Origin of the sequence: Sphingobium sp., assembly GCF_049304695.1 — a bacterium.
In the GTDB taxonomy this organism is placed as follows: Bacteria; Pseudomonadota; Alphaproteobacteria; order Sphingomonadales; family Sphingomonadaceae; genus Sphingobium.
Map to the genome: position 1 here is coordinate 26583 of NZ_JBAQOK010000045.1, position 24141 is coordinate 50723.

Here is a 24141-nt window from a genome sequence, read left to right on the forward strand (position 1 = left end):
CCGACCTGCGTTCGTTTCGAGCGCAGTCGAGAAATATAAGCATAGCGCTTGGCTTCTCGACTTCGCTCGAAGCGAACGGAGGTGGGGTGAGGCTTAAGGACTTAGACGGGTTGCAGGCCGTGGGCGATGATCTTGTCGATCAGGTCGCGGTGGCGGGGCAGGCCCGTGCGCAGGCGCTCGGTCTGACGGGCGTTTTCGCGTAGCGCCTGTTCGGCCAGCCGATCGTCGCGGGCCAGTGCCTCGATCTCCACTTCCGTGCGGAAGCCCATGCCGTAGATGACATATTGATAGCTGGCGGCGGGGAAGACTTCTTCGGCCCGGTCGAATTCGTCATGGAACCAGGGCGAATGATAACGCCATAGGAGCAGCAGTTCCTGCAAGCGGTCGGGGATGCTGTCCGCCCGCACATTGTCGCGCCAGAAATCCGTGTCGGTGCGTTGTGTCAGGACATAATGGAGCTTGAGGAAGTCTATGATCCGGCCCCAGCGATAGAGCGTCGTGGCGTTGAAGCGCGATGCGACGACGTCCATGACTTCGCGGCAGGCGGGCAAGCGTTCGGCAATGATCTTGGCCGACAGTTCGATCAGCACGATGGCGGATGCTTCGAGCGGTTCGAGGAAGCCAGCGGCGAGGCCCACGGCGACGCAATTGCCCTTCCAGAATGTTTCGCGGTGGCCGGACCGGATGGGAATCTTGCGCGCGGTCAGCCCTTCGGCGGCGGGGCCGATATAGGCGCGCAGCTCGCGTTCGGCTTGCTCGTCGGAAATATGGCTGCTGGAATAGACATGGCCGGTGCCGCGCCGGGTGGGGACGCCGATGTCCCATATCCAGCCCGCGCTCTGGGCGGTCGAGATGGTGTGCGATGCGATCGGGGCGTCCGGTGCGTCATAGGGCACCTGCATGGCGAGCGCGGTGTCGCAGAATAATATGTCGCTGCAATCCTTGAACGGCACGCCCATCGCTTCGCCGATGAGCAGCGCCTTGAACCCGGTGCAGTCGATGAACAGGTCGCCCGCTATGTCGCCCGCCTGCGTGGTGGTGACGCTGGCGATGTCGCCATTGTCGGTCCTGTTTACCCGCTCGACATCGGCCAGCACATGGCGGACGCCCAGCTTCATGCAGCAATGGCGTTGCAGGAAGGGCGCGAATTTGCCCGCGTCCAGATGATAGGCATAGTTGGCGATCGCGTCATATTCGGCTGTGGCGATCGTCTTGGGCGCAAGGCCATCGTCGCAGATCGCGCCCTGCGGCGTGACGGCGTCGCAAAAGCTGCTGGTCGCGCTATCCGCCATCCAGTGGGGGACCAGATTGACCTGCCCGAAACTCTGCGGAAGCATGAGCGGGTGATAATAGCCGTCGTCGGCCGCGCCGGTGGTCCAGCGGTTGAAGCGCGCGCCCTGTTTGAAGGACGCGTCACATTCGCGGAAGAAATCGGTTTCCGATACGCCCATGCGCGACAGCGTCGTGCGCAGGGTCGGCCATGTGCCTTCGCCCACTCCGATGATCGGGACGTTGGGGGATTCGACCAGCGTAACGGTGAAGCCACCGGGCATTCGGCTTTGGTGATGTGCGGCGATGACGCCTGCGGTCAGCCATCCGGCGGTGCCGCCGCCTACGATCACGATATGCTTGACAGGATGCATCATGGGATCAGGCATCATAAAAATATGGGGGGTGTCAACATATGTCGATACCCCCCAAGGTGGGGACATTTAGAAGCGGTAGCGCGCGCCAGCCGTAAAGCGACGGCCATAGGCATAGACGTCGAGCAACTGGTTGGAATAGCGCCCGTGGGTGCTGACCGTTTCGTTGGTGATGTTGAGCGCTTCGCCGAAGATGCTCAGCCGTTCGTTGATTTGATAGCTGGTGCTCAGATCAATCTGGGTGCTGGCGTTGACGAAGGTCGGTTCCGCGCCAAAGGCCGAGTTGTTCTGCGCCTGACCGAACTGTTGCAGATATTCGTCGCGCCAGTTGATCGCGGTGCGGAACTGGAAGCCATGCTTGTCATAGAAGGCCACCAGATTTGCCGAATTGGCAAGGCCCGTCACTGCAAAGCCGCTCTGCGACAAATCGGTGTCGTCATAGGGCTTGTTGGTTTTCACGAAGGTGGCGTTGGCGTTGAAGCCGAAGCCGCTGTCGCCAAAGACATGCTGCCATGCCAGTTCGACGCCTTTGATCACAGCCGACGGTCCATTGACCCGCTGGGACACGGTGAAGACGGCTTCGGCACCCGTCGAAGGATCGATCACGCCGTTGATACCCTGGCGCTGTGTCCCGGCAACGACGAAGTTCGACACATCCTTGATGAAGAAGTTCACCGACGCGTAGGAGTTGCGCTGATAATACCATTCCGCCGCGAGGTCGAAATTGTCGGCGAGATAGGGTTGCAGCGAAGGATTGCCGCCCGTCGCCGTCAGTGCGCCCACGCGCTGTCCAACACCCACGTTCAGCACGGGCGTCAACGTGTTCAGCGCCGGACGAGTCAGCGTGCGCGATGCGTCGAAACGCAGGTGCAGCTTGTCCGTCAGTTCCAGCTTCATGTCCAGGCTGGGCAGGAAGTAGGAATAGCTGCTCTTGGTCGTGATCGGCTGCTGATCGCCAAAGGCGACCGTCAGCAACGTCGGATCGGCGGTGCTGCCTGCGATGGAGACAGGCAGGCGACCGATGCCCGACGATGCCAGCTTCGTGATTTCTTCACGCGCGCCGGCATTGAAGTGGAACGGCATCCCCGCAACATCGGCTTCAAAATTCACACGGACATAGGCGGACCATGTTTTTTCCCGGACATCCTGCACGCTGCCGGGATCGAGAAGCAGGTCGAACTTGCCGGTGTAGGCGGTGCCGCAGCAGCCATAGTTGTAGCCGGGGATGTTCTGTGCCTGCGGATTGCCCAGACCCTCCAGATAGGCCTGATAGGCCCGTGCATCATAGGCCAGCAGGCCGGGTGGCAGGCTGCCCGAGAAACCGGGGATGAAGTTGTTGGTGCCGATCGTGCCCTGGATCAGGCTGGCCGGGATCAACACGCCGCTGCCCTGACCCGAAGGGCCACCATAACCGGCATAGGCCTGCCAGAAATTGTTGGTGAAGGTGCTGCTATTTTGCAGTTTGAAGCGATCTTCCATGTAGCGGCCACCGAACTTGATCGTCAGATTATCCTGTTCCCAGGTCGCGCCCAGCCGGAACTGCTTGATGACGTCGCTGTTGAGCTGCTGCTGACGCACGGTGACATGCGAACCCAGTATCGACGGGTCCGTCCAGCGCGATGCATCCCCGTTCGGACCAAAAGCGGTGAGTTCCGGGAAGGCCTTGCTGCTGCTGCCGCTCACGCGGATGCCATTGGCGGTGCCGAGCAGACCGCCATAGCCGATGTCGCCATTTTCGCTGGTGATTTCGCCACCGGGGTTCTGGCGGCTCTTGGAATAGCTGCCGTCAGCCTCGATCTTCAGGTTGGGAGTCGCATCCCACTTGACGTTCAGACCAACCTGATTGGTTTCCAGCACGCGGGTGTCGGTGCCTGCGGTGAAGTCGGTCGGCGAACCCTGCTGCACGAAGTCGATCGTCGTGCCGTTTTCATCCTGTTTGACATTGCGCATCGAACCCTGGTTGAACCAGACGCCGAAGCCGGAAATGTCAGTGACGATCTTTTGCCGCGAATAATTGTCGTCCAGCGTCAGAACCACGTCGTCGGATGGCGCCCATTGCAGGGCGATGCGACCATCAATGCGCTCATCCTTTGTATAGCGCTGATCCGCGCCATATTGCTGACCATACCAGCCGACGACGCTCTTGCGGTCGGATGCGGAGGCAGTGGTAGCATCGGATGGATTACAGGTGGCCGCTGAACTGCCCGCCAACTGGCAAGGTGCGAACAGGCCGCCCTGCCAGCCCGAGACATAGACGCGGTTGGTTTGCGTATCGCGACGGGTATAGATGCCATCGACCAATATGCCCAGCGTGTCGTCGGCAAAGGTCTTGCTGAACAGTGCGCCGACGGTTGGCACTACCTTGCCCGCTTCGTCCTGCACGGAGCCGGACGCGCTGAATGCGACGCGGGTGCCGGGGCTGTCAAAGGGCTTGGGATAGGAGATGTTGACGGTTGCGCCGATCGAGCTGCTGGACAGCGACACGTCGGGGGTCTTGAGGACCGCGAGCTGACCGACGAAATCCGCGCCAACGGACGAGAAATCGACCGAGCGTCCGCCGGTTGCCGTCGAAATGCGGCGGCCGTCGATCAGCGTTTCGTTGAAGTCGCCGCCAAAGCCGCGCACCGTGATGCCATCCGGCTCGCCGCGCGAACCGGAACGGTTAATCGACACGCCCGGCAGGCGCTGCAACGATGCAGCGACGTTGGAATCGGGGAATTTGCCGATGTCTTCGGCAGAAATGACGTCAACCACGCCTGCGGAGGTACGTTTGATGTCCAGATTGCGTTGAAGCGACCCGCGGATGCCCGTCACGACAATGTCGGCGGCGGCGACGGCGCCGGCCTGGTCTGCGCTGTCCTGCGCGAAAGTCGGCATTGCGCTCGACAATGCGAGGAAGCTGACGGCGCCTGCCAGCACGATTTTCCGCACGCCCATCTGACGATGGCGACTGGATGGCACGCAAAGATGCTGTAAAATCATTCTATCCTCCCCTGTATTCACACCCATTTCACGCGGATCTTTTCGTCCGGCGTGACAGCTGTCGATGGCCATAGAACCTGCTGCTGCAACAGCGATGGTTCAGTGCCCTCTTGAGCTTGTCCAATTGGTAGCGCTATCTTAATTGCTAATCAAGAGAGTTTGTAGGAGTATTATTCGAACCTGCACGTTAGGGAATAATCGAAGGACAAGGTGCGCGGTCATGATCTCTCACGCCATGGATCGAACGTGCCGGATAAAAGGGACAGGAGGAGATGTCGTTGAATTCGCTTGAAACGCTCGACCCGGCTGAGCACGGCCAATTACGGCTGAAGCGCGACTGGCGCGCCCCGAACCATTTCGTCCGCATCGTACCGAGCGAATTTGCGGCGGCGGCGGTGGCCTGCCCGCTATTCTTTTCCAAGCACCGCGACACCGGCGCTTTTTATCCGGGCGCGGCGCTGGGCCTTGGCCCCGACGACTATTTGATCGATCTGCCCGATGGCAAGCCAGCGTTCGAGTCGGCGGAGTTCATCAGGGAAGGGTTTTACGCCACCGAAGATCATATATCGATCGACGCCGACCATCCCCGGTTCGACAAGGGGGATGGCGCACGCCTCTTTGACGACGGCGGTGTTCCCGCGGTGGCGTTGCGCCGGATCCAGAACGCGCTGCGCACGCTGATCCAGGGCACGCCGGAAGCCGACCAGTTTATCGCAGCGTTGCTGGCGCACCGGCTGATCGAACCTGTCGACATCGATCTGCGGTTCGATGATGGCGAACGACTTTCGTTGCAGGGACTGTTCTCGATCAGTCTCGACAGGTTGCATCGGCTGGATCAGACCGCTTTGACGTCCCTGTTCAGCGCGGGCCATCTGCAACTGGCCTATGCCATGATCGGATCCCTGCGACAGATCGACATTTTCGCGCGCAGGCGTAACGCGCGCCTGACGCAGATGTAAGGCAGGGCCGTGTCGGCAAATAGCGTAGACTATATCGATGCTGCCGATGTGCCGGATGGTGCGGCTATGTCCGCCCTGGCGGTCCGTTGCCGACCCACCGTCATCCGGGGTCTGTGCGCGCAATGGCCTGCGGTCCGCGCAGCCAGAGCGTCGGATGCACAGGCCGCAGCCTATGTTGCCCAGTTCGATGCAGGCATATCGACCGAGGCGTTAGTTGGCGATGCCGCGCTTGGCGGACGCTATTATTACGACAGCGACCTGACGGGCGTCAATTTCACGCGCGAAACCGCCGCTGTCGTCGATCATCTGCGCCATATCGTGACAGCGGGCACGGACACAGATGCACCTACACGATATCTGGGTTCTTTGCCGATCGACCAATATCTGCCGGGTTTCGCGCAGGATAATGGTCTTGCCATCCTGCCGCCCTCCGCCGCGCCGCGAATATGGATGGGCAACGCGTCTGTCATCGCCTGTCATTATGACAGCTACGATAATCTGGCATGCGTCGTCGCCGGGCATCGGCGATTCACGCTATACCCGCCAGAAGCAATCGCCGACCTCTATGTGGGGCCGATCGACTATACATTGGCGGGTCAACCCGTTAGCCTGGCCGCCGGATCGATGGACAATGACCGCTATCCCCGTTTCGCCAATGCGCGCGATGGGGCGATGATCGTCGATCTGTCGCCCGGCGACGCGCTTTATCTGCCCAAATTATGGTGGCATCAGGTCGAAGCGCAGTCGCCCTTCAACATATTGGTCAATTACTGGTGGGACAATTTCAGTCATGGTCCCGACGCGCCCTATACCAGCCTGCTTCTGGCGATGATCGCGATCGCCGAGCGCCCGGAGCCGGAACGCGCGGCGTGGCGCGCTTTCTTCGATCATTATGTGTTCAGGCCGGACGGACATCCCCTGGCGCACCTGCCCGCTGAAAAACATGGGATATTGGGACCGCTGGCATCGGGCAATTATGGTCGCATTCGCGCGCTGGTGATGCGGCTTTTGCGAGGCGAGTGATCGCCGACCTGTCGAGGTCGGCGATCTTGCTTCATCCGTTGGACTTAAGGCTTTTTCTTCAGCATCCCGTGCATGTCGATCCAGCGCACGAAGGCGTCGAACCATCCGGTGCTCGTGGTCGCCTTCTGGTACATGCCAAAACCATGGCCGCCCCGTTCATACAGGTGAAATTCCACCGGCCGCTTTGCCGCGCGCCAGTCGTCAATCAGGGTGAAGGGACGATTGCCGAACAGCGGATCATCGGCGGCGATCGCGGCAAACATCGGCGGGGCATCGGCCGGCACGCTCATCGTGCCCAAGGGACCATAGATGTTGCCGATAAAGGCCGGCTTGGCGTCCTTGGTCGACAAAGTGGTCGCCATCGTCAGCATCGCGCCTGCGGAAAAGCCGATCATGCCGATACGATCGGGATCGACATGCCATTCCGCCGCACGGCTACGGATCAGGCGAAAGGCAGCGCTGGCGTCCGCAATCTGCGGCGCGATGTCGTTCCCGATGGCTGCTGGTGCAGGCGCGGGCGTGCGGGCGGTGCCGGAGAACATCTCCTGCATCGACTTTTCGAACCCGGCCATGTCGGCGGGCGTCTGGCGCAGGCGATATTTGATGACAAAGGCAGCGACACCCTTGGCGGCCAGCGCCTTGGCGACATCCCAGCCTTCATTTTCCATCGACAGGGTGCGGAAACCACCGCCCGGCGCGACGATGACTGCTGCGCCGGACGCCGTAGCCGGATCGGGCAGGAACGGCGTCAGCGTCGCGACCGTGACATTGCGCGCGAACTGGCTTCGATACTGGCGATGCCATGTTTCCGTGGCCTTCGCGCCGGGTAGGGGACCAGTACCCAGTTCGATCGCGCCCGGTTGAGCGGGTGCGGCGATGGGGACCATCTTGTCCTCCTGTGCCTGACCGGGCATCGGGATCAGCAGGCAACATGCCAGCCCGAATGCAGCCAGTCTGGATGGTTTGGAACGTACAGTGCCGATTAAGGGCTTTGACAGTCGCGATGGCATGTTCTTCTCTCCCATGGTGATTTCATGCTTATCGTCGGCTCGTTATTTCGGAAGCTCGACCATTTTCGTTATGCTGTAGCGGGCATTTTGTTTACCTGCTCCATCCGTCGGCTGGCCGCTGCCCACGCTCAACTGATAGGTGCCAGGTATCAGGGCGCGCACGCCCTCTGCGGTCACGAAACTCAGGTCGCGGGGCGACAGGATGAAGTCGACAGGCTTGGTCTCACCCGGTTTGAGCGAGATGCGCTGGAAACCGCGCAACGCGGTTTTGGGCGCGCCATCGAAGCGGGGCGGAGTAATGTAAAGCTGCGCAACGTCATCGCCTTCGCGCCCGCCGGTGTTTGTGATGCTGGTCCGCACCCGCAAGCCATTTTCCACCGCGCCGTTCACTGGCTCGATCGATGCGGAAGCATAGCGGAAGCTGGTGTAGCTAAGGCCATGGCCAAACGGATAGACAGGCTCTCCCTTGAAATAGCGATAGGTGCGGCCTTCCATGCCATAGTCGGTAAATGGCGGTAGATCCTTGATGCTCTTGTAGAATGTCACGGGCAGGCGACCGCCCGGATCGGCCTTGCCGGACAGAACGTTGGCGACGGCAAGGCCGCCAGACTGTCCGGGATACCAGGCTTCGACGATGGCGGCTGCGTTGTCCTTGGCCCAGGACAGGTCGATCGCGCTGCCGTTCATCGCAACCACGATCAGCGGCTTGCCGGTGGCCCTGGCTTTTTCAAGGAAAGCGCGCTGGTCAGCCGGCAGGTCGAGCGTCGTCTTGTCTCCGCCGGAGAAGCCCTCGACATTGACGGGCATTTCCTCGCCCTCCAGGTCCGACGTCAGGCCGATGACCGCGACGATGACATCGGCATCCTTCGCGCCTGCCGCCAGATCGCGATCCAGATCGTCGGTGATACGCTTCCAGAAGATGCCGGGGTTGGCCGACACGCTGCTTTCGCCCTGAAGCCGGATTGCGAAACGCTGCCCCTTCGTCATGCGGACTTCGCTCAGCTTGAGCGGTTCGGCCCAGCGGGAATATTCGGCGGCGGACACGACGGGCTTGCCGTTCAGGGATATGTCGCCGGTCACGCCAGTCAGGGCCAGACGATAGACGCCGGTCTCCGGCGCGACGAGATAGCCGCTCCACTGGATTTTATGCTCTTTGGATACCTGCTTATATTCGGACGCCCGTGAAGTAAGCCCATTTTCCACGCGGGTCAGGACGGGCTTGGATGCGAACTGATCCTTGGCCGTGGCGTTGAAATAGTCTGCCCTCAGGCCCGGCTTGCCATCCAAAGTCAGCAACGCCGAGTTCGGCACCGGATCGCCATCGGTGATCGAGGCGCTGAACGGCACGACTGTCACATTGGCCCCCGGCATCGCCTGTATCAGGCCATTCGCGACCGATATGGGCGGCGCACTTTTGGTAGAGGAATAATTGCCACGCAGCACGCGCGTGGCGTCGGCAAGCGGCCCGGCAAGCGCGATCCGGGTGCCCGGTTTGAGTGGCAGGATGCCGTCATTCTTGAGCAGGACGAGGCTTTTTTCCGCCGTCCTGAGCGCCAGCGCCCGGTGCTGCGGCGTGTCGATGGTCGATACGGGCGTGCGGTTGGGCTGGCGCGTGGTCAGGCCCGGCAGATCGCCGTTGCGCAGGCGCGCGGAAAACAGGCGGGTCAATGCGGTGTCGATGTCACCGACGCTGATATAGCCGCGTTTCAACGACTCCTTATATCGGTCGCCAAGACCGGTCTTGCCGCTTAGCGTGGCGTTGTTGCATTCGCTGTCGACGCCATATTTCAGCGCCACCGCGACCCCGGTGGCCGCGTCGGGCGCATATTTATGATGGTCGTATATATCGACGACGGCATCGCAATCCGACACGACATAGCCCTTGAATCCCCAAGCGCCGCGCAGATAATCCTGAAGCAGCATGTGGCTGCCGCAGGCCGGTTGCCCGTCCACCCGGTTATAGGCGCACATGATGGACCCGGCCTGTCCTTCGACTATCGCTGCGCGGAAGGCGGGCAGATAAGTGTCCTCCAGATCGCGCGGGGTCGCAAAGATATTGTCGGTGTGGCGCGTGGGTTCGGGGCCGCTGTGGACGGCGAAATGTTTGGGCGTGGCCACGACATTGGGCAGCAGCGGATTGTCGCCCTGTATTCCTTCGATGAAGGCCACCCCGATGCGGGCGGTCAGAAACGGGTCTTCGCCATAGGTTTCCTGTCCACGGCCCCAGCGGGGATCGCGGAAGATGTTGATATTGGGCGACCATGTGTCCAGCCCGGTGCCGATGCGCCCCAGATGCCCGGTCTGGCGCCCCAGCGTGTGGAGCGCCTGCACCTCCGTACTGATAACCGATGCGACATCTTTGATGAGTGGCGCGTCGAAGGTGGCGGCGAGGCCGATCGGTTCAGGGAAATTGGTGGTCGGCACCGCGCCCATCGCGCCATGCAGGGATTCGGTCCACCAGTTATAGGCCGGGATGTTCAGGCGCGGAATGGCGGGCGCGACGTTGAGCAACTGATCGACTTTTTCATCGACCGTCAGCTTCGACACGATCGCCTGCGCCTTCGCATCGGCTTCGCGCATGACGTCGGGCGTCTGGGCGATGCCGATGCTCGAAACCGTGGCAAGCAGCATCCCGCTTGCGGCGTGCAGGGCGCGCAATCTTGTCATTATCGTTTCTCCCACCGGCAACGCATCGCTTGCCGCCGTCATGCTCATCTCAATGAATGGACGGGGGAGGTCAGTCCCCCGTCCGCCGGTCAGGGCTTGGCCGCAGCCTTGCCGTTGGTCACGAAGGGATTGATCGTCCTGATCGTGCCATCCGGGTTGTAATGCAGCTCCGTAACCTTGACGTTGCGCAGCCGTGTCTGACCCGACAGTTGCGTGTCTGCGTAAAACAGCCACCAGCGGCCATCCCACTGCGTGATCGAATGATGGGTGGTCCAGCCCTCGACCGGCTCCATGATGCGGCCCTTGTAAGTGAAGGGACCATAAGGGGAATCGCCGATCGCATAGGCGAGATAATGGGTGTCGCCGGTCGAGTAGCTGAAGTAATATTTGCCCTTATATTTGTGCATCCACGACGCTTCGAAGAAACGGCGATCATGGTCGCCGCCCAACAGCGGCTTGCCCTTTTCATCCAGGATCTGCACCGCCCTGGGCGTTTCGGTGAATTCCAGCATGTCGCCGGTCAGCTTGGCGACGCGCGGCTGGAGCGCTGGCTTGTCGTCCTGACCCAGGTCAGTCTTGGAGCCGTTGGCGTCATAGGTGCCGGTCACGTTGCGCTGCAACTGGCCGCCCCAGATGCCGCCGAAATAGATATAGCTTGCGCCATCGTCATCGGTGAACACGGCCGGGTCGATCGAATAGCTGCCCTTGATCGGCTGCGGCTGCGGCTTGAACGGTCCCATCGGGTCTTTTGATGTGGCGACGCCGATGCGGAATGCGCCCGCTTTATCCTTGGCGGGGAAATAGAGATAATAGGTGCCGTTCTTATAGGCGGCGTCGGGCGCCCACATCTGCTTGTCGGCCCATGGCACATCCTTGACGTCCAGCGCGACGGGACCGACCGTCACCTTGCCGCCGATCTTGTCCATCGACAGGATGCGATAGTCGCGCATTTCGAAATGCGCGCCCAGATCGTCTTCGGGCGTCGGGCCATCGATGTCATGGCTGGGATAGACGTAAATCTTGCCGTTCCACACATGGGCTGACGGGTCGGCGGTATAGATGTCGGTGACGAGCGGCTGCGACAGATAGTCGGATGCGGGCCGCATGGTCGCTGCGCCTTTGGCCTCGCCGGTGGCATTGGCGGGGTGAGTCTCTTCTGCTTTTTGCTGACACCCAACCGTCAGCAACGCCAGCAAAACCGGCATGGCTTTCAACCTGCTACGCATATGCACGCTCATCCTCCCTCGATTTTCTCAATTGTAGATAGCGCTATCATTTATGGGACGCAACCTGCGTGAAGATTGCGGATCGCCATAGCGAAGATTGAAGACGAGCCGATGTTGCTCCAGCAATTTAAAAATCCGCATCTCCGGCAGAACCGCTAGGGAAATAGGGTCGATCAAATAAGGTAGCGGTAACAAATAGACTTGTGTCGTGGCCCGAAATGGGCATTAATGCCGCAGGGGACGTTCCGGCACAGGGGCGACCCGATGATCAGTGGAGGAGCGAAGGCGATGTTTCCCAGCAACCGCGCAAGGGGGCTTTCGCAGCTCGGCTTCGTCGCTTTGGCCATGGCCGCCTATCCCGCGCTGGCCGCGCCCACATTCGATCCGATGTTCAGCGACCATGCCGTCATCCAGCGCGACCAGCCCGTGACCGTGACCGGGCGCGCCGATCCCGGCGAAAAGATTTCGGTTCTGCTGGCGGGCGTGAGCCGGGATGTCCGGGCCGACAAGCAGGGACGGTTCGAGGCACGGTTCGATGCGCTGCGCACGCCCGGCCCGGTGACGCTGGAGGCGCGCGGGACATCCGGCAATGTCGTGGTGCAGGACGTGGCCGTGGGCGACGTTTTCCTCTGTTCGGGCCAGTCCAACATGGAACTCGAAGTGCGCCGCGCGCAGGATTCGCAGGGGCAGACACGCGCGTCCGCCGACGACAAGTTGCGGTTGATGCTGGTGGCCAAGGCGTCGGCGGACGAACCCTTGCGCGACTTCAAGCAAGCGCCCGCATGGAAGGTCGCCGAGCCGGACAGCGTGCCGGAATTTTCCGCCGTCTGCTATTATATGGCGCGCGAATTGCGCAAGACCGCCAATGTGCCGATCGGCGCGATCGCCAGCAGCTGGGGCGGATCGCGGATCAGCCCGTGGATGGGTGCGCGGGCGCAGGCGGCTGTCGGGCAGGGCGCAAAGGCGACGATGCTGGCGCTGCACGCGAAGGATCCCTACGCTGCCGAACGGGCCGCCAGCGCCGAATGGGAAAGCTGGTGGCGCAAGGCGACGGGCGATGCCGCAGGCAAGGAGCCGTGGCAGCCCGACAGCGCGCTGGCGTGGCAACCCGTGCCGCGCATCAGTGCCTGGGAAGAATGGGGCGTGCCTGCGCTGGCCGATTATAACGGCATGATCTGGTTCCGCCGCGAGATCGACCTGACGGCGGAGCAGGCGAAGAGTGCGACGGCGCTGTCGCTGGGCCTGCTGGACGATCTGGGGCGTGTCTGGATCAATGGCAAGCCGGTCGGGATGAGCGCGCGGGCATGGCAGCCCAGCAGCTTCGACCTGCCGCCGGGCGTGCTGAAGGCAGGACGCAACGTTCTGACCATCAATGTCGAGGATGGTTATGCCAATGGCGGACTGTCCGGTCCTGCCAGCGAGATGAAGCTGATCTTCGGCCAGTCCGGCGCGATGCCGATTGCCGACGGATGGCGCTATGTCATCGCCGCGCAGTCGCCGCCCGACGCGCCGCGCGTGCCATGGGGGGACGTGACCGGATCGGGGACGCTCTATAACGGCATGATCGCGCCTCTGGGGTCGATCGGGTTGAAGGGCGTCGCCTGGTATCAGGGGGAATCCGATGCCGATCTGCCCGGCTATGCGGAGCGGATGACCGCGATGATGGCCGATTGGCGGCGGCAGTTCGGCGCGCCCGACCTGCCCTTCGTTTCGGTGCAACTGGCCGCCTATGGCAAGCCGGAGACGCAGCCCGCCGAAAGCGGATGGGCAGCGATGCGGCAGATACAATATCAGGCGATGGCGCAGGACGATCATGCCGGTCTGGCGACCGCGATCGATCTGGGCGATCCGTTCGACATCCATCCGGGCGAAAAGCAGGAAGTCGGCCGCCGCCTCGCGCGCTCCATGCGCGCGCTGGCTTATGGCGAAGCGGTGTCGCGCACTGGGCCGCAGGGGGCACGCGCACTCGCCAGTGCCGACGGCGGCGCGATCGTCCAGTTCACGGGCCTGACGGGAGCCTTGCACACGCGCGGCGCGACGCAGGCGATCGGTTTTGAACTATGTGGTGCGGCGGCGGGTAGCTGTCGCTTCGTTTTGGGCAAGGTCGAGGGCGAGCAAGTGACGCTGGCGGGCGACGGTCGTCCCGCGACGCGGGTGCGCTATGCCTGGGCCGGTACGCCGCTGGTCAACCTCTATGACGAAGCGCCGCTGCCAGTCGCCACCTTCGAACTGCCGATCACACCGGCACGCTGACAAGTGCAGAACATGGGAGCGTGAGGCTGCATCGATAGCCCATGTTCCCGACAGGAGAGGATAAGAGCATGCGCCATACGCATTTTTTGAAGGCTGGCTGCTGGCTGGCGTTGACGGCCGCGAGCGTCGGGGTGGCGCATGCACAGGCCATCCGCGTGCAGATCGACACGAACCGCACGAGCGCTGCGGTCACGCGCCATGAGTATGGCATGTTCATCGAACCCATTGGCGGGCTGGTCAACCGGACCCTGTGGGCGGAAATGCTGGACGACCGCAAATTCCATTATCCCGTGCGGGTGGAGGGCCAGGATGAGAAGGTGCCCGACACAGTGGAGGGACGCCCCGCGCCTGTGTTTCGCAAGTGGCGGCCAATCGGCGGTGAGGATGCAGTCGCCATGGACGCAGCCATGCCCTTCGTGGGCAAGCATAGCCCGGTGGTCACGCTGTCAGGCACGACGCCGCGCGGCATGATGCAGGGCGGCATGTCGGTTGTCGCGGGCAAATCCTATGTCGGTCGCATCCAGATGAGTGGCGATCCGACCGCGAGTGTGCAGGTTGCGCTGATATGGGGGGAAGGCCCGCGCGACCGGCAGGTGGTGACGCTGCCCACGCCATCGACGGGCTGGGCCGAACTGCCCTTTGGCTTTACCGCTGACAAGGCGTCGAGCGACGCACGGCTGGAGGTGACGGGCACGGGTAGCGGGCGTTTCCGCGTGGGGGCCGTGTCGCTGATGCCTGCGGACAATATCAACGGCTGGCGCGCCGATACGACCGCGATCGCCAAATCGCTCAATTCGGGCATGTGGCGGCTGCCCGGCGGTAATTTCCTGTCCAACTGGGACTGGCATCAGGCATTGGGACCGCGCGACAAGCGGGTGCCGATGTTCGATTATGCGTGGAGCGCGATGCAGACCAACGACATAGGCATGGACGAATGGATGGAATTGACGCGTATTCTGAACGTCGAACCCTATGTCACGGTCAATGCGGGCCTTGGCGACGCCAATTCGGCGGCGGAAGAGGTCGAGTATCTGAACGGCGCGGCAACCAGCGAATGGGGCGCAAAGCGCGCGGCCAATGGGCACCCCGCGCCTTATGGCGTGACATGGTGGAATATCGGCAACGAACCCTATGGCTGGTGGCAGATCGGCAAGACGTCGCTGGCCTATTATCTGATGAAGCATAAGGAGTTCGCCGCCGCGATGCGGGCGAAGGAGCCGGGCATCACCCTGATCGCATCCGGCGCGATGCCCGACCAGCTGCATCCCCGTGACGTGAAGGAAAATCCGTCGCTGCAAAGCATCCAGCACAAGTTCGGCACCGAAGAGGATTGGACGGGCGGCTTTTTTGCCGATGCGATGGGCACGTTCGATGGCATTACCGAACATTGGTACGACCGGGGTGAGGAACGCCCCGAAGCGCCAGCGGACGAAGAACTGATCGAATTTGCCCGATCGCCATCCAACCATGTGCGTATGAAGGCGGAGGAATGGAAAATCTATCAGCAGAAATTCCCGGCCATCGCGACGGCGAATGACGGCAAGGGCATTTTCATGTCGATGGACGAATATGCCTATATGGCCAAGGATGGCGCAACGCTGAAATCAGCGCTCGCTTACTCCATGGTCATTCAGGAAATGCTGCGCCACACGGACTTTCTGCGGATGGCGGCGTTTACTTCGGGCGCATCGACGATGGACATCACGCCGACCGACGCTGTGTTGAACACGACAGGTCTCGTCTTCAAACTCTATGGCGAACATTTCGGCACTGGCACCGTGCCGGTCGCGCTCGATGGTAATGTGCCACAGCCTGATCCCAAACATGTGGTGGGTTCCGCCCATCCGCAGGTAAAGGCGGGCAGCGCGACCTATCCGCTCGATATGGTCGCGGCGCTCAGCGCGGATGGTAAAAGCCTGCGCATCGGCGTCGTCAATGCCACGTTCAAGACGCAGAGCATGGGCATCGACCTGACCGGCCGGCGCACACGCGGGCAGGGCAAGGTCTGGCGGATCACCGCCAAATCCCTGTCCGCCGCGAACAAAGTTGGTGCGAAGCCCGGCGTCACGATCGCCCAGGCGAAGGTTCCGGCATTGGGCAGGACGCTGACCGTGCCGCCCCTGTCCACGTCCGTGTTCGAATATCCGATCGACAGCGCTGCCGCGCGCTGATCGATCGGCGTCTGGAGGCGTGCCGGTCAGCGCGCCTCCAGACTGCGCACGCCATAGATTTTGCTGTCGCCCTTGCGCGCGGTCAGCGTCACGGTCGATTGGGTGTTGCGCGTGGGTTTGAGCGGATAATCCACGACCACCCATTCATTCTGTTTGCGCATTTTCCGCCGCTCGACCGCGATTTCCTGCCCATCGACGGCAATCGCCATGTCGCGGTCGGTGTCGTTGCCCCAATAAGTGATCTGAAGCATGGCTGGGCCGGGCCGACGCTGGATAGTGAACTGCATCTGCGCGCCTTGCGGCAGGGACCGGTTCTTTTTGCCGTAAAATTCGCCGCCTGCGCCTGCGGTGGCGGTGAGGGCATGGTCGCGTTCAGGCTGCATTTCGCCGATGTGGAAAATGTCGATCGTGCGGCGGGCCAGATCGGCGCGGTCGGCTTCCGCCGCCATATAATCCTGACGCCCCGCCGCCCAGCTTTGTGGCGTGAAGGTGCGGAAATAGACGGCAGCACGGCGGTCGTAGAGCGGGAAAAAGGGCACGATGTCATGCTGCTGCCCCAGCACGTCGGTCGCGCGATAATGGTGCGGGCGATCGGACAGTGCGGTGAGCGTATCCTGCACGGCGCCCCTGACCAGCAGCGCCGGGGCAGGGCCGTCGAAGCGCGTGCCCGCCGGGGCCAGATCGGCGGCGAGGACCAGCGGACCGCTCATATAGGCAAAGGTGTCCGGCGCACCCGACAATGGCTCCGACCGCAATGTCATCGGAATGGACAGCGCAATCCGGTCGCCCGCGCGCCAGCGCCGGTCGATGCGCCAATATCCATCCTGCGGCTCCAGCGTCAGCGGGTTTCCGTTCAGCGCGACGGTCGCACCGGTCGCCCAGGCGGGGCGGCGGATCGCGATCGTGGTCGCATGGCGCGGCGCACGCGCCACCGTCAGCGCGACCGCGCCATCCTGCGGATAGCGTGTGTCCAGATCGATCTTCATGCCGCCGGGCATATCCAGCGTCGATGGCACGAACAGGTTGACGAACAGAGTCGATCCGTCGCGCCAGTAGATGGAGTCGGCATGTTTGGCGTGGCTTTCCATGCCTGATCCGACGCAGCACCAGAAACTGTTTTCCGGCGTCGAATAATCCCGCTTCGCACCGCCCTCCATCGGCATGAAATAGACGAACTGCCCGGTGTCGGGGCGCTGATGGGCAAGCATATGGTTAAACTGTGTGCGTTCATAATAATCGAACCAGTCGGCCGTCGGCGACCAGCTGAACAGATGGCGGGTGAGCTTGAGCATATTATAGCTGTTGCACGCTTCGCAGGTCGCGGTGGTCAGTTGTTCGCCCTGATGATCGGGCTGGCCGAAATGTTCGCGTTCCGAATTGCCGCCGATGACATAGCTGTGGCGGTTCAGGACCGTGCGGTGGAAGAAGCGCGCGGCGTCGGCATCATGCGCATCGCCGCCGACTTCATACAGGCGCGCGAGGCCGATGACCTTGGGGATCTGCGTGTTGGCGTGCAGCCCGGCCAGCTTGTCTTCGCCGCGCATCAGCGGATCGACCACTGAATGATGGCGCAGCCTCTTCGCAACCGACAGCCAGCGCGGATTGCCGGTCAGCGCATAGAGTTCGGCATAGCTTTCCAAAATGCCGCCATGTTCGACCGACAATATCTGCTGCACCTGTTCGTCGGACAGTGCTTCCACGATGGTCGCGAAATAGCCAGCCACGCCGATCGCGATTGGCAGGGCGGCCTTGCGACCCGCCAGTTGATGCGCGTCGATCAGGCCCGCGACGATCTTGTGCAGCGCATAGATGGGCACCCATGCGCCGTTCAGTTCCCATGTCGTGCGGATCTCGCCACGCCGCAATTCCTCGAACACGATCTTGCAAGGCACATAGTGACCGTCGCGCATGACGGTCATGCCGCCCAGATAGCCGTCCCCTTCGGCCTGCTGTATCCGCTGCATGGAGGCAAGCGCGCTGTCCAGCTTCGCCGTCAGTTCGCCGTCGCCGCTATTGGCGATCATCAGCGACATGGCCGACAGCCAGTGGCCCATCGTATGCCCGGCGATGCTGTCGCTTTCCCAGCCGCCGTAAACTGGCGCGGGCGCTGGCAATCCTGCCGAGGTGTAGAAATTATGCAGCAGCCGATCGGCATCGAGCGACAGCAGATAGCGCCGGTTCGCTGCCATCGCGTCCGCAAAGGGCGAGGGCTTGAGCATGACGTGGCGGCTGGCAACTGGCTCGGCGCGTTGTGATCGGCGCGGTGCTGCCTTCGCCAGGACGGGCGTCAGGGGTAGCAGCAGACTGGCCGACGACAATAAAGCGCGACGGGTGACTGGATAATGCATCGGGATCCTTTCTGGTTCGCTTTTACGGTGGGTATGTCAGCGGCGCAGCGCCGCGTCGCCCCATGTGACGGGCACCGCATTGCCCTTAGCCCCTTCGGCGCGCGTGACGAGTTCGATCAGGTCGATGCCCTTTACGTCCGCCGCCAACGACCGTGGCGCATCGCCACGCCGCATGGGGGGCGTACTGGCGAGCAGCTTGCCATTGCCATAAAGGAAAAAGCGCACCGACTGCGCGCCGTCGAGCGCGCTGTCGTCCACGCCGACGCTGGCGGCGAAACCGGCAAAGCCCTTGTTGCGCACCTCCAGCCGCGAATTGGCCAGCACGCCGACGCCCGATGCAAAGCCCTTGCCCCCGACGAACAGCGGCTGGTCATAGGGCGTCGCATCCGGCATCGCGCCGCCCCAGCCTGCATAGATTGGCCGCTCGCCTATCCCCCGCGTCCCGCGCCATCCGGGAATGGAGCGATAGACATTATGGTCGGGCTGTGGGTGGACCGTGCCGTCCACGGCCGGATTGACGCTGCCCGGTTGTTCCGAAAGATAGAGGCCATCGGCCAGCGCGCGTTCGCCCGCCGCGCGGAAAACCAAAGTCTGGCGCGGTGCAACCTTAAATTTTACCTCTTTGGTAAAATCGCTCCTGGCTCCGCTCCACAGGTCGGTCAGAGCGACAGTGCGATCGCTGCGGAATTTCAGATGATCGGCGGTCAGCACGGCATCCACCGGCGCCAGCCCGCGATTGAACAGCGCGACTGCCTTCTCGCCATTGGCGAGCGTCTTGACCAGAATCTGCAACTCGCTGCTGTCGAAGGCCAGCACGGCCTGATTGCCCGCCGGATCCTGATTGAGGGCGATCAGCTCAGCATTGCCGAATATGTCGATCAGCGCCTTGGGCGTCGTGCGCAGATCCGCGCCGATAAGCAGCGGCGCGTTCATCATCGCCCACAGCGCAAAGTGCGACCGCGCCTCGGTCAGGTGTTGCGCATCAAAATCGCCCGCGCCGATGAACAGCATGTCGGGGTCGTTCCACGATCCGGGATGGGCGTAAAAGGCGCGGCGCACGGCACTGTCATAATTGGTCAGCATCCTGGCCCAGTGGGCTGAAATATCATCGCTGGTGCGCGAAATATTGCCGACATCCTTGCCCCAGGCGCGCACGTTCGCGCTGCCCCAGATGCACAGCGACAGCATATAGTCGCCGTCGGCATTATGGCGGACAAGCGACTGGTTGATGTCGGAAAACAGCGCCTTGACCGCCGGGACGTTCGACCGGGTGATCGACGTCTGGTCGATCAGCGGGGTGAGCGCACGAAAACGCCCGCTCGTCACCCGCTCCTCGTCCGCTGCAAAAGCGCGGATGCCGCAGCCATCGACCTTGATCGCGTCGAACCCCCAGTCGGCGAAAAACAGGCGGATGTCCTGATCGATATGGCCATAGAGGCCGACTTCACGTTCAGCCACGTTGCCTTCGGGCAATTGGGCGGGACCGGTCGAATAGGCCTGCGAACAACTGTTGCGGCCAAGGTCGGAATAAATGCCCGCCTTGAAGCCCATGGCATGCAGCCTGTCGGTCAGGGGACGGAAAGAGGGATCGCCCTTGCCAGTGCGGGCGGACGGGAATTTGTCGGCGCGGATAATCAGCTTGCCGTCCCCGGTGCGGCGTTTCAGCCACCAGCCATCGTCGATGTTGATATGGCTATATCCTTTTTTGGCCAGCCCCGTATCGATGATGCGCTGCGCAGACCCAAGCAGCTTTTCCTCGTCAATCTCCGTCTGGAACGCGTTCCAGCTGTTCCACCCCATAGGCGGCAGGTCGGCACGCCCGCCCTGATAGGCGCTCCAGCGACCCGTGGGCGCAAGCGGATCAGCGGTCTGCGCCGACAGGGCGGTACTGGCGCACAGCGCGGCGAGGGGCAGCAGGCGGCGGAACAGGGTCATGCGAAATCTTTCATTGTCAGTGCAACCGGCGTCCCGGCTTTCAAGGTTAGGAGGCGATGACGCTCGCCAAGACGGACGGTCCTTTGCCCGTCCATGGCGGGGCGCAGGCTTGCCCGAAGGAACTGGCCATCCTGCCACCACAGATCGATGGTGCAGCGACCGCGCGCGCGCAGGCCCATGATGTGTCCCGTCGCCCACGCGCGCGGCAGGGCGGGCAACAGGTGGATCGTGTCGCCATGGCTGTCCATCATCATTTCCACGATCCCCGCCGCGCCGCCGAAATTGCCGTCGATCTGGAAGGGCGGGTGCGCGTCGAACATATTGGGATAGGTGCGTTCCGGTCCCAGCAGGAAGCGCAATATGGCATGGGCACGATCCCCATCGCGCAACCGCGCCCACAGGTTGATGCGCCACGCCGTCGCCCAGCCCATCGCACGGTCACCGCGTATGTCCAGCGTCCGGCGCGCGGCGGCAGCGAGCGCAGGCGTCTCTCCCGGCGTGATCTGGTGCGAGGGATGCAGGCCATAGAGATGCGACACATGGCGATGATTTTGCTCAGGCGCGTCACCGTCCCAATCCTGCTGCCATTCCTGCAACTGGCCCTGCCGCCCGACCTTGTAAGGGGCGAGCCGCGCGCGGGCGGCGCGGATCTCCGCGATCAGGGCGGTGTCGGTGCCCAAAATCGTCGCGGCTTCACGCGTCCGGTCGAACAGATCGCGTAATATGGCCATGTCCATCGTCGGCCCGGCGCAGATGGTGCCGCCATGGCCATGGGGGTTTTCGGGACTCATCGACGGATTGGTGACGAGGAAGCCAGTCGTCGGATCGGATTGCAGCGTGTCTAGGAAAAACCGCGCCGCACCGGCCATCAAGGGATAGATGGACGTCAGGTAAGCGGGGTCGCGGCCATAGTCATAATGGTCCCACAAATGGATACACAGCCACGCGCCGCCCATGGGCCACAGGCCAAACTGCGCCCCGTCGATCGGTGCCGTCGCGCGCCACAGGTCGGTGTTATGATGCGCGACCCAACCGCGCGCGCCATACATGTCCCGCGCCGTCCGCGTGCCCGTGACAGCCAGTTCGCGCACCATCGCGACCAGCGGCTCTACACATTCGGCCAGCCCTGTCGGCTCGGCGGGCCAATAATTCATCTGCGTATTGATGTTGATCGTATATTTCGATCCCCACGCCGGTTTCAGGCTGTCGTTCCACAAGCCCTGAAGATTGGCGGGCTGACCACCGGGTCTCGACGAGGCGATCAGCAGATAGCGGCCATATTGGAAATACAGCGCGGCGAGCGCCGGATCGTCACTGGTCTGCGACGCTGCGATGCGCTCGTCGGTCGGCAGCGCTGCGGCGGGCGTGGCGCCAAGGTCGATGGCGACACGGCGGAACAGTCGCTGATGCGCGACGGCGGTATCGGCGGCGATGCGCGCAAAGGGGCGGCGGCGGGCTTTTGCAATGACGGCGGCCGTGTCTGCGACGGGATCGCCGCCGATGTCGTCAAAGCGGCGAAAGCTGGTTCCCATGGCAATGGTCAGCGTCACCGCCTTCGCCCCCCGGACGCGCAACCTGCCATCAGGCGCGTGGTTGATGGTCCCGCCCTCCACCCGCGCAGACAAGCGCGCGGCAAAGCGCAGGCCACCCTCGATGCCCATGGTTGCGCCATTGCGCCCGGTCATCAGCAGCCCCGATGATCCGTCCTGCACCACCACCACATCGCGCTGCGGCGAGCGCAGGCCGATATCGACGTCCAGATTGCCCGCACCGGAGGCAGTCAGGCGGACGGCCACGACCTGATCGGTGGGTGAGGCGACGACTTGCCGTACATGAGTTACGCCGCCCGCCGTGAAACGGGTCGTCGCGATCGCGCTGTCGATGTCCAGATCGCGCCGATAGGCGCTGACCTCCCCCAGCCCCGAAAAGTCGAGCGCCAGATCGCCCAGCGTCTGATAAGCCATTTGTCCCAGTGGCTTGGCCATCACCGTGCGGTTGGCCAGCGCCTCCGCCTCCGCGATCTTGCCCGCGAAGATCAGCGCCCGTATCTGCGGCAGCATCGCTCTGGCCTGCGGGTTCACCGGATCATAGGGCTGCCCCGACCAGAGCGTGCTTTCGTTCAGTTGCACGCGCTCCTGCCCCGTGCCGCCAAAGACCATCGCGCCCACGCGGCCATTGCCCAGCGGCAGCGCCTCCGTCCACACGCTTGCAGGCTGGCGATACCACAGTGCGAGTGGCCCGGCAGGCGGCGCCGCCCCGCTGGCCGCGCGCGCCGGTCCAGCCGCCAGAGCCAGCGTGCCTGCGGCCAGACCCAGACCTGCTTCGCGCCTGCTAACGGTCATCCTTACGACCCGGCGGGCAGGGGCGACAGGGTGAAATCGTCCACGTCGAGATAGCCGCCCCTGCCGGTGGGATTATAGCAGGACAGGGCAATTTGCTGCCCCTGAAATGTCCCCGTGCGCCAGTCGAAGGCGAGCGGGAAAGTGCCGCCAATATCCGTCCAGCGTCGATTGTCCATGCTATAGGCAAAGCGGCCCTGTTTGGCGTCGAAATCCATGTCGGTGCGCAGCCATAGCGTGCGCGCCTTGATCGGCTGCGAAGGGACGATCACCTGCGTGCGGGGACCATTGGTGGTGGACTCCGTCAACTGGACACGCAGCGCCTGTGCGCCCTTCGCACCACCCGCGACGGCAAGCTGGGCATTATATTTCCCAAAACTGCCAAACCCGCACAGGTCGCCAGCCTTGATGCCGCTTGTGTCTATTTTGACGACGCCGCGCATCCGTGGTCCCTGTGTTTTTTGCGTCAGCGTGTTGCGCGCACTCCATATGCCGTCGGCCTGCGTCGCGTGCAGGCGCAGGAAACCGGGACGCTGCGTCAGCGACCATTTGCTATCGTCGGGATTATGGTTCCATTGCCATTGCAGTCCCAGCTGGGACGCAGAGAAATCGTCGGACGAAGGGGGTTCAACGAAGGGATGGCCCTGAATCGGCTTGCGCGATCGGTCGGGGACATGATCGGGCTTGTCGGGCGTGCCCCAATATGGCCAGTCGTCCTTCCAGAAGATCGGGCTGATATTGGTCATGCGTCCGATCGCGCCCTTGTCGACCATGACGAAGCCATACCAGCTACCATCGGGCATATCGACCATCGCGCCCTGATGCCCGCCGGTCGTATCGTCGATCGAAGCCTTGGTTTCCCATGGTCCCCACAAGCTGCGTGACCGCGATACCGTCATCGCCAGCTTGCCGGGAATGGAATTGAACAGATAATACCAGCCCTTGTGCCGGATGATCTTCGATCCTTCCGCACCCTTGTTATAATAGGTTTTGCGCACAGCGGTGACGGCGGACAGATCTTTGTTCAGCGTCAGCAGCGTCACCGTGCCATCGGTGCCGATCGACGTGCCGAGATAGGCCGTGCCGTCGCCATCAATGAACAGCGCCGGGTCGAAGGCTTCGCGGTCCAACTCCTTATACGTCCATGGCCCGTCGATCTTCGCCGATCGATAGATGCGCGTCTTGTGCCCCACCGGCGTCACCGCAAGGTAGAAGAGGCCTTCGTGAAAGCGCAGGCTGGCGGCATAGAAGCCGTGCCGATAATCGCCGCCATTTTTCAGGTCGTAGCGCGGGTCGCCGTCCAGCCGGTCGACCACATGGGTGACGATGCGCCAGTTCACCAGATCCCTGGAATGGAGGATGGTGACGCCCGGTGCATTGGCGAAGGTTGTCGTGACGAAATAGAAATCTTCACCCACGCGGATGATGTCGGGATCGGGATAATCGGCGAACAATACCGGATTGCGATAGGTGCCGTCCCCCTGATCGGAACGCCACACCTGCGCGGAAAGGGTGGAGCCAAGTGCCAGCGCCGCCATGGCAAGACCGGCGCGCAAAGCGGGGGAACGGGGCATCGTCATACTCT

13 protein-coding genes are annotated in these 24141 nt (G+C 62.6%); 4 read left to right on the plus strand and 9 right to left on the minus strand.

The window, feature by feature from the left end; genetic code table 11:
* Positions 1-101: 101 nt before the first annotated feature.
* The gene (locus WA070_RS06460; protein WP_422633335.1) at positions 102-1643 is read right to left on the minus strand and encodes a tryptophan halogenase family protein; all 1542 of its coding nucleotides are present in this window, start codon (positions 1641-1643) and stop codon (positions 102-104) included.
* Positions 1644-1712: 69 nt separating this feature from the next.
* Positions 1713-4580: a TonB-dependent receptor gene (locus WA070_RS06465; RefSeq protein WP_422633336.1), complete on the minus strand. Its 2868-nt coding sequence runs from the start codon at positions 4578-4580 to the stop codon at positions 1713-1715.
* 323 nt (positions 4581-4903) lie between these two features.
* On the opposite strand from WA070_RS06465, the gene WA070_RS06470 reads away from it, so the two are divergent.
* Together WA070_RS06470 and WA070_RS06475 are read left to right on the plus strand one after the other, a co-directional pair.
* Positions 4904-5584 (plus strand): SapC family protein, encoded by a 681-nt coding sequence (locus tag WA070_RS06470; protein WP_422633274.1) that lies wholly within the window; start codon positions 4904-4906, stop codon positions 5582-5584.
* Between the two features lie 66 nt (positions 5585-5650).
* Positions 5651-6607 (plus strand): cupin-like domain-containing protein, encoded by a 957-nt coding sequence (locus tag WA070_RS06475; RefSeq protein WP_422633337.1) that lies wholly within the window; start codon positions 5651-5653, stop codon positions 6605-6607.
* Positions 6608-6651: 44 nt separating this feature from the next.
* Here WA070_RS06475 and WA070_RS06480 read toward each other — a convergent pair whose 3' ends face one another.
* From WA070_RS06480 to WA070_RS06490, 3 genes are all read right to left on the minus strand, one after another.
* Complete coding sequence (locus tag WA070_RS06480) at positions 6652-7521, minus strand: alpha/beta hydrolase (protein WP_422633275.1); 870 nt, start codon at positions 7519-7521, stop codon at positions 6652-6654.
* A gap of 138 nt (positions 7522-7659) precedes the next feature.
* Positions 7660-10248, minus strand: a complete 2589-nt coding sequence (locus WA070_RS06485; RefSeq protein WP_422633338.1) for a glycoside hydrolase family 3 C-terminal domain-containing protein — start codon at positions 10246-10248, stop codon at positions 7660-7662.
* Between the two features lie 125 nt (positions 10249-10373).
* The gene (locus tag WA070_RS06490) at positions 10374-11510 is read right to left on the minus strand and encodes a glycoside hydrolase family 43 protein (RefSeq protein WP_422633276.1); all 1137 of its coding nucleotides are present in this window, start codon (positions 11508-11510) and stop codon (positions 10374-10376) included.
* Between the two features lie 288 nt (positions 11511-11798).
* Here WA070_RS06490 and WA070_RS06495 point away from each other — a divergent pair, with 288 nt between their 5' ends.
* Together WA070_RS06495 and WA070_RS06500 are read left to right on the plus strand one after the other, a co-directional pair.
* Positions 11799-13763: a sialate O-acetylesterase gene (locus WA070_RS06495; RefSeq protein ID WP_422633277.1), complete on the plus strand. Its 1965-nt coding sequence runs from the start codon at positions 11799-11801 to the stop codon at positions 13761-13763.
* Positions 13764-13831: 68 nt separating this feature from the next.
* Positions 13832-15934, plus strand: coding sequence for an alpha-L-arabinofuranosidase C-terminal domain-containing protein (locus WA070_RS06500; RefSeq protein ID WP_422633278.1), 2103 nt, complete (start codon positions 13832-13834; stop codon positions 15932-15934).
* Between the two features lie 26 nt (positions 15935-15960).
* Here WA070_RS06500 and WA070_RS06505 read toward each other — a convergent pair whose 3' ends face one another.
* The 4 genes from WA070_RS06505 to WA070_RS06520 are packed head-to-tail and all read right to left on the minus strand — an operon-like array spanning position 15961 to position 24130.
* On the minus strand, positions 15961-18282 hold the full coding sequence (locus WA070_RS06505; protein WP_422633279.1) for a glycoside hydrolase family 127 protein: 2322 nt from the start codon (positions 18280-18282) through the stop codon (positions 15961-15963).
* Positions 18283-18318: 36 nt separating this feature from the next.
* Positions 18319-20217 (minus strand): NPCBM/NEW2 domain-containing protein, encoded by a 1899-nt coding sequence (locus WA070_RS06510; protein ID WP_422633280.1) that lies wholly within the window; start codon positions 20215-20217, stop codon positions 18319-18321.
* Entirely contained in the window at positions 20214-22559 is a 2346-nt protein-coding gene (locus WA070_RS06515; RefSeq protein WP_422633281.1) for a glycoside hydrolase family 95 protein, read from the minus strand. The genes WA070_RS06510 and WA070_RS06515 overlap by 4 nt, the downstream gene beginning before the upstream one ends.
* A 2-nt stretch (positions 22560-22561) precedes the next feature.
* On the minus strand, positions 22562-24130 hold the full coding sequence (locus tag WA070_RS06520) for a glycoside hydrolase 43 family protein (RefSeq protein WP_422633282.1): 1569 nt from the start codon (positions 24128-24130) through the stop codon (positions 22562-22564).
* Positions 24131-24141 lie beyond the last annotated feature (11 nt).

Excerpts from the sequence above, each read along its gene's own strand:
- WA070_RS06460 (WP_422633335.1), bottom strand. The coding sequence starts at position 1,643 with ATGCATCCTGTCAAGCATATCGTGATCGTAGGCGGCGGCACCGCCGGA.
- WA070_RS06465 (WP_422633336.1), bottom strand. The coding sequence starts at position 4,580 with ATGGGCGTGCGGAAAATCGTGCTGGCAGGCGCCGTCAGCTTCCTCGCA.
- WA070_RS06475 (WP_422633337.1), top strand. The coding sequence starts at position 5,651 with ATGTCCGCCCTGGCGGTCCGTTGCCGACCCACCGTCATCCGGGGTCTG.
- WA070_RS06480 (WP_422633275.1), bottom strand. The coding sequence starts at position 7,521 with ATGCCCGGTCAGGCACAGGAGGACAAGATGGTCCCCATCGCCGCACCC.
- WA070_RS06485 (WP_422633338.1), bottom strand. The coding sequence starts at position 10,248 with ATGCTGCTTGCCACGGTTTCGAGCATCGGCATCGCCCAGACGCCCGAC.
- WA070_RS06490 (WP_422633276.1), bottom strand. The coding sequence starts at position 11,510 with ATGCGTAGCAGGTTGAAAGCCATGCCGGTTTTGCTGGCGTTGCTGACG.
- WA070_RS06495 (WP_422633277.1), top strand. The coding sequence starts at position 11,799 with ATGTTTCCCAGCAACCGCGCAAGGGGGCTTTCGCAGCTCGGCTTCGTC.
- WA070_RS06500 (WP_422633278.1), top strand. The coding sequence starts at position 13,832 with ATGCGCCATACGCATTTTTTGAAGGCTGGCTGCTGGCTGGCGTTGACG.
- WA070_RS06505 (WP_422633279.1), bottom strand. The coding sequence starts at position 18,282 with ATGCATTATCCAGTCACCCGTCGCGCTTTATTGTCGTCGGCCAGTCTG.
- WA070_RS06510 (WP_422633280.1), bottom strand. The coding sequence starts at position 20,217 with ATGACCCTGTTCCGCCGCCTGCTGCCCCTCGCCGCGCTGTGCGCCAGT.
- WA070_RS06515 (WP_422633281.1), bottom strand. The coding sequence starts at position 22,559 with ATGACCGTTAGCAGGCGCGAAGCAGGTCTGGGTCTGGCCGCAGGCACG.
- WA070_RS06520 (WP_422633282.1), bottom strand. The coding sequence starts at position 24,130 with ATGCCCCGTTCCCCCGCTTTGCGCGCCGGTCTTGCCATGGCGGCGCTG.